This window comes from Streptomyces durocortorensis, assembly GCF_016901035.1.
In the GTDB taxonomy this organism is placed as follows: domain Bacteria; phylum Actinomycetota; class Actinomycetes; order Streptomycetales; family Streptomycetaceae; genus Streptomyces; species Streptomyces durocortorensis.
Map to the genome: position 1 here is coordinate 22,842 of NZ_JAFEUF010000011.1, position 9,633 is coordinate 32,474.

Here is a 9,633-nt window from a genome sequence, read left to right on the forward strand (position 1 = left end):
AACTCGAATGGCGCACGGCCCGGGGCGGACCGGCCCCGGACGGGATTGTCTGGAGGGGTGCGGACCTCTTCCCCGGCCACGTCCCCAGCCCCCTCGGGCTCCCGGATGTCAGCGATCTCGGCGGCCCTCTCGGCGGTCCTGCTCGTCCTGCTCGCCGTCCTCGTGCCGCTGAGCTCGCTCTCCGCCTGGGTCGATCTGGAGATCGACGACACCGACCGGTACGTCGCCGCCGTGTCGCCGCTCTCCTCCGACCCGGCGGTCCAGGCCACCGTCGCGGACCTGGTGACCGAGGAGGCGATGCGACAGATCGACCTCGGTCCGCTCCAGGACACGGTGCGGGAGTTCCTGCACGAGACCGTGCGGTCCTTCGCCACCACCGAGGCCTTCCGCAACGCCTGGGACACCGCGAACCGGGCCGCTCACAAGGCGGTGAAGGCCGGCCTGGACGGCGACAGCGGACAGGCCGTCACGATCGATCTGGCCCCGGTGATCGACCAGGTCAAGCAGGACCTGGTACGCGACGGGGTGCCGTTCGCGGACCAGATCCCGGTCGAGCGGACGGAGATCACCCTGCTCGGCCCCGATCAGGCCGACGAGCTCAGGAGCTCGTTCCGCTGGCTCCGCTACTGCAGCATCTGGCCGGCCGTCGCCACGCTGGTGCTTCTCGTCCTGGTGGTGGGCATCGCGACCGTACGGCGCGGGCTGCGCGCCGGGTTGTGGACCACCGCGGTCGTGGGCGCCGGGTTCGTGCTCGGTGCGATCGTGCTCCGGGTGCTGGTCGCGGTCGGCCGTAACCGGGTGCTGGACGAGGTGCCGGGCAGCGACCGGGACGCGGCCGCCGCGGTGGTCGACGCCTTGACCGCCTCGCTGCGGACCACGGTGTGGGTGGTGCTGGCGGTCGGTGCGGTCCTGCTCGTGGGGGCGGTGGTGGCCAGGGTGCTGCTGGGGCGCAGGAAGGCGGGGCGAGGGTGACCGTGGAGACGTTTCACGTGAAACACCCGTACGGACGTTTCACGTGAAACAAGGGGACAGAACCCGCACGAGGGACCGCCGACCGGCTCAGGCCTCCGGCGGGCGCCCCTGAAGGCGCTCCATCTCGCGGCGGTCGCGCTTGGTCGGACGGCCCGTGCCCCGGTCCCGTACCGGGACCTGGATCGCCATCTCGCGCGGCGGCGGGGGCGGGCTGTTGTCGACGAAGCACTCGGCGGCCACCGGCGGGCCGACCCGCTTCTTCACGATCTTCGAGACGACGACCACCCGGTCCCGCCCCGCATGCCGGAGCCGCACCTCGTCGCCGACGCGGACGGCCTGGGCGGGCTTGGCCCGCTCACCGCCGACCTTCACATGCCCGGCTCGACAGGCGGCGGCCGCCTGCGCACGGGTCTTCGTCAGCCGGACCGACCAGATCCACACGTCGACCCGGACGCTTCCTTCCGCCTGCGGCGCGTCACCGGAAACCATGGGTCCGACTCTAGTCCGGTGGACGCGCGGGGCGCCGTCCGTTTACCGGCAGCACCTGCCGGGACGGCGCCCGCGACCATCGGGGCGAACGGGTCGGGCCCCGGGTCAGGAGCCGAAGTCGCCGATCACCTCACTCATGTTGTAGCTGTACAGCTCCCGCTTGCATCCCGCGCAGGAGGAACTGGGGGCGTGCTCGCTGAGCGACCACAGCTGCGGGGCGAAGCCGTCACCGCGCCCGTGCGCCAGGTAGAGGTCCTCGGGTCCGTACGACGACTGGAGGATCTTCGTGTTCCCGACGAGCTGGGTGGTTCCGCGTAGATGCTTTTGACGGACACCCATCAGGCCCGCACCGCATGGGCACAGGCCTGATGGTCGGTCGGCCCCATGAGAGGGGCGGCCGGGTTCACACCCCGATGTCGCGCCCGTCCTTGCGCCAGACGGCGACGACCGAGGGACGGACGATCCTGCCCGGTCCGTCGGGCCAGACGCTCGCCGGCTTCTCGACGGAGGCTCCGTCGATCTCGCCCGGGTGCTGGACCGCGACCAGGACCCGGCGGTCCTGGATGACCGGGCCGCAGGTCTCGGCCCCGGCCGGAACGGTCAGGAACTGCTTCAGTTCGCCGCGCCGGTCACCGTGGGTCGCCACGCCGAACAGTCCGTCGTGCGAGCCGAGCGCGTTGCCGTCCGTGGAGATCCACAGATTGCCGTGGGCGTCGAACGCCACGTTGTCCGGGCAGGAGATGGGGCTGACGTTCTCCTTGGGGAATCCGGAGAAGTACGTCGCCGGGTCGTCCGGGTCGCCCGCCACGAGGAACAGCCGCCAGGCGAAGCCGTCGCTCGTCGGGTCGTCCCAGTTCTCCGCGAGCTCCAGGATCTGCCCGTGCTTGTTGGCGTTGCGCGGGTTCGCCTCGTCCGCGCCGGGCTTGCCCTCCTTGCCGCGGTCCGAGTTGTTGGTGAGCGCCACATAGACCCGGCCGGTGCGCGGCGAGGGCTCGACGTCCTCGGGGCGGTCCATCTTGGTCGCGCCGACCTTGTCACCGGCGAGCCGCGTGTAGACGTACACCTCCTCGGCGGTCATGCCGGGGACGTGCGAGGTGGTGCCGGTGGCCAGCGGGATCCAGACGCCGCTGCCGTCGAACTCCCCGTCGTTGGGCAGCTTCCCGGTGCCGTCGATCTCGCTCGCCGGCGAGTCGCCGGTCAGCTTCGCGACGTACAGCGTGCCCTCGTCGAGCAGCGTCAGGTTGTGCTCGCGGGCGGCACGCGAGTTGCCCTTCTTCATCCGCTTGCTGGAGACGAACTTGTAGAGGTAGTCGAACTTCTCGTCGTCGCCCATGTAGACGACCGGGCGGCCGTCGGAGGTGAGCCGGGGCTGCGCGGCCTCGTGCTTGAACCGGCCCAGCGCGGTCCGCTTGCGCGGGGTGGAGTCCGGGTCGTACGGGTCGAGTTCGACGACCCAGCCGAAGCGGTTGGCCTCGTTGGGCTCCTTCGCCAGGTCGAACCGCCGGTCGAACCGCTCCCACTTGCGCTCGGAGGCGCTGGTGCCGATCCCGTACCGCTTGTGCATGGCGGTCGTGCCGTTGGCGAAGTACTGGTTGAAGTTCTCCTCGCCGTGCAGCGTGGTGCCCCACGGAGTGGTGCCGCCCGCGCAGTTGTTGAGGGTGCCGAGCACCTTGCGGCCGGTACGGTCGGCGGACGTGCGCAGCAGGGTGCTCCCGGCGGCCGGACCCGTCATACGGAACTCGCTGGTCGCGGTCAGCCGGCGGTTCAGCGGGTGCCGGTTGACCGGACCCAGCTTGCCGGTGCGGTTCTCCTCCTGGACGACGACCACGGAGAGTCCGTGCGCCGCCCAGGCGATCTCCACCTGTTCGCGGGTCGGGTTGGCCGGATCGTAACCGCGGAACATGAGGATCTCGTCCGTGTACTCATGGTTGGCGACCATGACCTGCCGGCCACGCTCGCCGCGCAGCGGGAGCAGGGAGAGGAAGTCGTTGTTGTAGCCGAACTGGCCCGCCTGCGCCTTCGCCGTCTGCTTGTCCGGGTCGAAGGCGGGCGCGCCGCGCAGGATCGGCTCGCCCCAGCGGATCACCACGTTCTGGCCGTATCCGTCGGGGATCGTGACCTTGTCGTCCTTGTTGGGCGCGACCGGCGAGAACCGCAGGCCACGAGCACCGGACGCCCCCGGTTTGTGGGGGCGGCCCGGTTTGTTGCCGTGCCCGGCGAGCGCGGCGGCCTCGGCCTGGGGGGCGCTCGGGCCGGTCAGCGCGGCGGTCCCGGCGGCGGTGGCGACGGTGACCACGGCGGCGGCGCGCATCATCGAGCGGCGCGACACGGCACCGGCGATGATGTCGCCGGCGTACTCGTTGTCGCTGTTGTTGGGCGTCTCCTTGAAGCAGGCGTCCCCGCAGCGGAAGCGGCAGGTCAGCGCGGAACGCCCACCGGGATGCGAGCTGATGAACGGCAGCAGATTGCGCACGTGGATTCCCTCCGTCTGGTGTCGTGCGTGACGGTAGGTGCGCCTCCACGCGGTCCGAGGGACTCCCGGTGAACGGCGGGTGAAGTCCGGGCCACCGCTGTTCCCTTGAGGCCCTGTGGTGGACACGGTCGTGGACACCGCGGCGGACTCGGTCCGGGAACGGTTTCGGCTCGGTTGACGCAGGGGTGGGCCGCACCGGCGAACGGCCGGATCCGGCCGCTAACCTTACGTATCCGTCCTGGCCAGGGATGAATTCGCCCCAGGTCGGACATTCCCCGCACCCAACTCATGCGAAAGGCCTCGCCCATGGGCATTCGGAGCTTGCTGCGTAAGGTGTTCGGCCGCACGGAGCAGGACGAGCCGACCACGGCCACCGTCCCGCCCCAGGCCGAGCGCACTCAGCCCAAGGAGACGGAGCCGGAGACCACTTCGGCGGCCGAGCCCGCGACGGAGCCGAAGGCGTCGATCCCGGCCCCGGCCTCGCCCTCGTCCCCCGCCGCCGGGTCCACGGACCGTGACGGTTCGCCCGCCTCCGACCTGGTGGCGGAGGCCTTCGACAAGGCGGCCGCCGCACCGGCGTCACCGACCGTCCCCGCGCAGGGGTCGGCCCCGGAGGACGCCCTCGACGACGCTTCGGCAGACGCCCTTGAGGACTCGCCCAAGGCGAAGCCCGAGGAGCCGGTGGCGGCCGAGAAGGCCGAGGAGCCGGTCAAGGCCGACGAGCCGGTGGTCACCGAGGAGCCCGTCAAGGCCGAGGCCCCCGCGTCGGCGCCGGAGCCGATCATCATCGACCTGGACCTCGACGAGGCCGCGAAGGCCGCACCGGCTCAGGAGGCCGCGCCCGCATCGGCGGAGGCTCCGGAGAGCGCCCCCGAGGCGCCTCAGGCAGCCGCCGAGGCCCCCAAGGCCACCGAGGCGCCCAAGGCCCCCGAAGCCGCGACGGCACCGGAGCCCGCAGCGACCCCGGCCGTCGTGGAGACCCCGGAGCCCGCGGAGAACCCGACGGTCGTGGAGACCTCGGCCGTCGCGGCAACCCCGGTCGTCATCGAGTCTCCTGCCGTCCCGGCGCCCTCGGCGGCCCCTGAGACCCCGGCCGTCGTGGAGACCCCGGAGCCCGCGGCCGCCGCGCAGACCCCGGTGACCCCCACCGCACCGGAGCCCGCCTCGGCCGCGTCGGAGTCCGCCCCCGGCAAGCCCGCCACCACGCTCGCACGGGTCAAGTCGCGCGCTCCGCAGCTCGTCGCCCCGTACAAGGCGGCGCAGGCGGCGCTCAAGGCGCACGGGCTGACCGGGCTCCGCGCCCGCGTCTACCTGGTTCTCGACCGCTCCGGCTCGATGCGGCCGTTCTACAAGGACGGCAGCGCCCAGCACCTGGGCGACCGGACGCTCGCGCTCGCCGCACACCTGGACGAGGACGCCACCGTGCCGGTCGTCTTCTTCTCGACGGACATCGACGGCACCGGCTCCCTCGAACTCTCCGGTCACGAGGGCCGTGTCGACGAGCTGAACGCGGGCCTCGGCCGACTGGGCCGCACGCACTACCACCGAGCCGTCGAGGAGGTCGTCGCGCACTACGAGAAGTCCGAGGCCACCGGCCCGGCTCTCGTGATCTTCCAGACGGACGGCCCGCCGGACGCCAAGCAGGCCGCCCGGCAGGCCATCGTGGAGGCGGCACGGCTGCCGCTGTACTTCCAGTTCGTCGCCTTCGGCGAGCAGGACGCGAAGGGCTTCGACTTCCTGCGGAAGCTCGGTGCCCCGAACGCCGGGTTCTTCCACGCCGGACCGGCCCCCCGCGAGATCACGGACGCCGAGCTCTACCGGGAGATCCTCGCCGGACTGCCGGACTGGACCGCCGCGCGCGAGGCCGGCTCCGGGGCCTGATCGACCGGCAGTCGTACGGTCACGGCGAGCCCGCCGCCCTTCGGGCCCGGGATCGCCGTGACCGTCCCTCCGTGGGCCACCGCGATCGACCGGACGATCGAGAGACCGAGGCCCGACCCCGGGCCCATCCGGTCCCGGCCCTCACCCCGCCGGAACGGCTCGAAGAACCCCGCGATTTCGGCCTCGGAGACCACCGGGCCGGTGTTCCGCACCACCAGCACCCCCTCCCCGCTCAGCGCGACCTCCACCGAGCCGCCCGGCACGTTGTACGTGACGGCGTTGGCCAGCAGGTTCGCCACCAGTTGGGCCAGCAGCAGCCGGCTGCCGCGCACGGGGCAGGCGGTCAGCGCGACGTCCACGGCCGGTCCGCCGCCCGGCCCCCGGCCCTCCGGATCACCACCGCCCGTGCCCCGGCCGTCCGGGGCGCCGCTCACGCCCCGTGCCCCCGGATACCGGGCCGTCTCCTCCCTGACCACGTGGTCGAGGCGGACCGCCTCGCGCTCGTCCGTGGCCAGGCCCCGTTCGCTGCGGGCCAGCACGAGCAGCCCCTCGATGAGCCGCTCGCTGCGCCGGTTCGTGTCCAGCAGGGTCTGCCGGGTGCGGACGAGGTCCTCGGGGGACGGGTCGTCGAGGCCGATCTGGATCGCGGCGCGCTGGGTGGCCAGCGGGGTCCGCAGCTCGTGCGAGGCGTTCGCGATGAATCTCCGCTGGCTGTCGAACGCCTTCTCCAGGCGGCCCAGCAGCGCGTCCAGCGTCTCGCCCAGCTCCTTCAGCTCGTCGTCCGGGCCACTGGACGCGATCCGCTCGTGCAGGGTCTTCTCGGAGAGCCGGCGGGCCTTCGCGGTCATCGCGTGGACCGGCCGCAGCACCCGGCCCGCTATCCACCAGCCCACCCCGACCGCGCCCGCCGTCATCACGAGCAGCGCGGCGAACGACCAGTTCAGGAGCTGCTTGCCCGCCGCGTCGCTGACATGGTCGGTGAGTTCGTAGGCGGTGGGCGAACCGGTGGAGCTGCGGGCGATGAAGGGGCCCTTCACGGTGTACCCGGGCGGCACGACGACCACCGCCGTGGAGGCGATGGCCCGCGCCTCGGTCTCCGTACCGGCGCGGGAGGCCAGGTTGACGGTGGCCAGCAGAGCGGTGCCGAGCACCAGGAAGACACCCCCGTACACGAGGGCAATGCGGGTGCGGATCGTCGAGTGCGGCAGCTTCGAGGCAGCCGCCAGCCGCCGCAGCGGGGACGGCCGCCTCACAGGGCGTACCCGACGCCCTGGACAGTGCGGATCAGCGCGGGCTCGCCGAGCTTGGCGCGCAGCTTGCTCATACAGACGCGCACGGCACCGGTGAACGGGTCGGCGTTGGCGTCCCAGGCCCGTTCCAGCAGCTCCTCCGCGCTGACCGTGCCGCCGTCGGCCTCCAGGAGCAGTTGCAGCACGGTGAACTCCTTCGGGGAGAGGTCCAGGTCCCGGCCGTCGCGGAGCGCCGAGCGCCTTACGGTGTCGAGCCGGATGCCGTGGCGCTCCAGCTGGGGCGGTACGGGGCGGGCGCTGCGCCGGCGCAGGGCGCGTACCCGGGAGACCAGCTCGGGGAACTCGAACGGCTTGGCCACGTAGTCGTCGGCCCCCAGGTCGAGCCCGGCGACCCGGTCCTCCATGGCTCCGGAGGCGGTGAGCATCAGGATCCGGGTGCGGGAGCCGGAGGCGACGAGCCGTCGGGCCACGTCGTCGCCGTGGACCCGGGGGAGGTCGCGGTCGAGGACGACGACGTCGTAGTCGTGGAGGCCGAGATAGGCGAGGGCCGCGTCCCCGCTGTACACGGTGTCGACGGCGAATCCGGCCCGGCGCAGTCCGGTGGCGACCAGCTCCGCGAGGATCTCCTCGTCCTCGGCGACCAGTACCCGCATGGTGATGTCCCCTGCCTCGTGCACGCTTGTCCGCTCCCTCCCAGGATGCGACTTTCCTACGGGAACCATTACGTGAGGGGATGTTTCGCAAAGCTCTCCACCGGAGGGCGATCCTCCGTCCGCACCCGGGCCGCCGTTTATCGATGTGAGTGGATCTTGATCGGGCCGTTAGGATTTCGACCATGGCGGCCACTGGATCCGAGAAGCAGGGGGCGACGGCGTACTACGTCTCGACCCCCATCTACTACGTCAACGACGCTCCTCACCTGGGCCACGCCTACACGACCGTCGCAGGCGACGTGCTCACGCGCTGGCACCGCCAGCGCGGCGAGAAGGTGTGGTACCTCACCGGCACGGACGAGCACGGTCAGAAGATCATGCGCACGGCCGAGGCGAACGACGTGACTCCGCAGGCCTGGGCGGACAAGCTCGTCGAGGAGGCGTGGAAGCCCCTCTGGGAGCACCTCAACATCGCGAACGACGACTTCATCCGGACGACGGAGAAGCGGCACACCGACCGGGTGCAGGAGTTCGTGCAGGACCTGTACGACAAGGGCGAGATCTACAAGGGCGGGTACGAGGGCCCGTACTGCGTGGGCTGCGAGGAGTACAAGCTCCCCGGCGATCTGATCGACGGCGAGGGCGAGTTCGCCGGGCAGAAGCTCTGCCCGATCCACAAGAAGCCGGTGGAGCTCCTCAAGGAGGAGAACTACTTCTTCAAGCTCAGCGAGTACGGCCCGAAGCTGCTGGAGTTCTACGCGGCGAACCCGGACTTCATCCAGCCCGAGTCGGCGCGCAACGAGGTCGTGAACTTCGTCGAGCAGGGTCTGCAGGACCTGTCGATCTCGCGCTCGACGTTCGACTGGGGCGTCCCGGTGCCGTGGGACGACAAGCACGTCATCTACGTGTGGGTCGACGCGCTGCTCAACTACGCGACGGCGGTCGGATACGGCGCCAACCAGGAGAAGTTCGACGGTACGTTCCCGGCGAACGTGCACCTGATCGGCAAGGACATCCTCCGCTTCCACTCGGTGATCTGGCCCGCGATGCTGATGGCGCAGGGTCTGCCGCTGCCGGGCAAGGTCGTCGCCAACGGCTGGCTGATGGTCGGCGGCGAGAAGATGTCCAAGTCGAACCTGACCGGCATCAAGCCGCAGGACCTGACCTCGCACTTCGGCGTGGACGCGTACCGCTGGTACTTCCTGCGGGCCATCTCCTACGGCAGCGACGGGTCGTTCTCCTGGGAGGACTTCTCCGCCCGCTACACCTCGGAGCTGGCCAACGACTACGGCAACCTCGCCTCGCGTGTGGCGGCGATGGTCGGCAAGTACTTCGGCGGGGCGCTGCCTCAGGACACGGCCGCCGGTGACGCCGAGCAGGCCGTGCGGGACGGCCTGGCGAAGGCCGTGGCGACGGCCGACCGGAAGATCGGCGAGGAGCTGGACTTCCAGGGCGGCATCCTGGCGATCTTCGACTTCGTGAAGCAGGTCAACGGCTACATCACGGAGCAGGAGCCGTGGAAGGTGGCCAAGGACACCACCCCGGAGGGCCAGGCCCGCCTGGCGACCATCCTCTACACGGCCGCCGAGTCGCTGCGCGGGGTCGCGGTCCTGCTCAACTCCGTGATGCCGGAGACCTCGCAGAGCCTCTGGGAGTCCCTGGGCGCTGAGGAGTCCCTGGGCGCACTGGCCGCCCAGAGGGTCCAGGACGCGGGCACGTGGGGTGTGCTGCCCGCGGGCGCGACGGTGACGAAGGGCGCGGTGCTGTTCCCGCGCCTGGAGGAGAAGCCGGCGTAACGCGTTCGTCCGTACGTACGTGGGTGGCGGGCCCGCCCCGCGCGGGGGAGCGCCGGGGGCAGCGGGTGGCGGGGGGGGGGGGGCGGGGGCGGACAGCCGGGCGCGCCCGCCCCCCCCCC

8 protein-coding genes are annotated in these 9,633 nt (G+C 71.6%); 3 read left to right on the plus strand and 5 right to left on the minus strand.

Annotated features, from left to right (window positions below; all coding sequences use genetic code 11):
* Positions 1-105 precede the first annotated feature (105 nt).
* Positions 106-972, plus strand: a complete 867-nt coding sequence (locus JS521_RS04080) for a hypothetical protein (RefSeq protein ID WP_205081330.1) — start codon at positions 106-108, stop codon at positions 970-972.
* 87 nt (positions 973-1,059) lie between these two features.
* Here JS521_RS04080 and JS521_RS04085 read toward each other — a convergent pair whose 3' ends face one another.
* The 3 genes from JS521_RS04085 to JS521_RS04095 form a co-directional block, all read right to left on the minus strand.
* The gene (locus JS521_RS04085) at positions 1,060-1,461 is read right to left on the minus strand and encodes an RNA-binding S4 domain-containing protein (RefSeq protein ID WP_205081331.1); all 402 of its coding nucleotides are present in this window, start codon (positions 1,459-1,461) and stop codon (positions 1,060-1,062) included.
* A gap of 105 nt (positions 1,462-1,566) precedes the next feature.
* Positions 1,567-1,800 (minus strand): hypothetical protein, encoded by a 234-nt coding sequence (locus tag JS521_RS04090; RefSeq protein ID WP_239486777.1) that lies wholly within the window; start codon positions 1,798-1,800, stop codon positions 1,567-1,569.
* Between the two features lie 64 nt (positions 1,801-1,864).
* Positions 1,865-3,934: a PhoX family protein gene (locus JS521_RS04095; RefSeq protein ID WP_205081333.1), complete on the minus strand. Its 2,070-nt coding sequence runs from the start codon at positions 3,932-3,934 to the stop codon at positions 1,865-1,867.
* Between the two features lie 306 nt (positions 3,935-4,240).
* Between JS521_RS04095 and JS521_RS04100 the strand changes: the two genes are divergently transcribed.
* The gene (locus JS521_RS04100; RefSeq protein ID WP_205081334.1) at positions 4,241-5,815 is read left to right on the plus strand and encodes a VWA domain-containing protein; all 1,575 of its coding nucleotides are present in this window, start codon (positions 4,241-4,243) and stop codon (positions 5,813-5,815) included.
* Here the strand turns inward: JS521_RS04100 and JS521_RS04105 are convergent.
* The gene (locus JS521_RS04105) at positions 5,749-7,068 is read right to left on the minus strand and encodes a sensor histidine kinase (protein WP_205081335.1); all 1,320 of its coding nucleotides are present in this window, start codon (positions 7,066-7,068) and stop codon (positions 5,749-5,751) included. The two genes, JS521_RS04100 and JS521_RS04105, sit on opposite strands and share 67 nt — an antisense overlap.
* Entirely contained in the window at positions 7,065-7,718 is a 654-nt protein-coding gene (locus JS521_RS04110) for a response regulator transcription factor (RefSeq protein ID WP_010060284.1), read from the minus strand. Before JS521_RS04110 ends, JS521_RS04105 begins: the two co-directional genes overlap by 4 nt.
* Before the next feature lie 182 nt (positions 7,719-7,900).
* Here JS521_RS04110 and metG point away from each other — a divergent pair, with 182 nt between their 5' ends.
* Positions 7,901-9,514 (plus strand): methionine--tRNA ligase, encoded by a 1,614-nt coding sequence (gene metG, locus JS521_RS04115; protein ID WP_205081336.1) that lies wholly within the window; start codon positions 7,901-7,903, stop codon positions 9,512-9,514.
* Positions 9,515-9,633 lie beyond the last annotated feature (119 nt).

What these genes read in the sequence shown, in the direction of transcription:
- JS521_RS04080 (WP_205081330.1), top strand. Translation starts at nt 106, where the DNA reads ATGTCAGCGATCTCGGCGGCCCTCTCGGCGGTCCTGCTCGTCCTGCTC.
- JS521_RS04085 (WP_205081331.1), bottom strand. Translation starts at nt 1,461, where the DNA reads ATGGTTTCCGGTGACGCGCCGCAGGCGGAAGGAAGCGTCCGGGTCGAC.
- JS521_RS04090 (WP_239486777.1), bottom strand. Translation starts at nt 1,800, where the DNA reads ATGGGTGTCCGTCAAAAGCATCTACGCGGAACCACCCAGCTCGTCGGG.
- JS521_RS04100 (WP_205081334.1), top strand. Translation starts at nt 4,241, where the DNA reads ATGGGCATTCGGAGCTTGCTGCGTAAGGTGTTCGGCCGCACGGAGCAG.
- JS521_RS04110 (WP_010060284.1), bottom strand. Translation starts at nt 7,718, where the DNA reads ATGCGGGTACTGGTCGCCGAGGACGAGGAGATCCTCGCGGAGCTGGTC.
- metG (WP_205081336.1), top strand. Translation starts at nt 7,901, where the DNA reads ATGGCGGCCACTGGATCCGAGAAGCAGGGGGCGACGGCGTACTACGTC.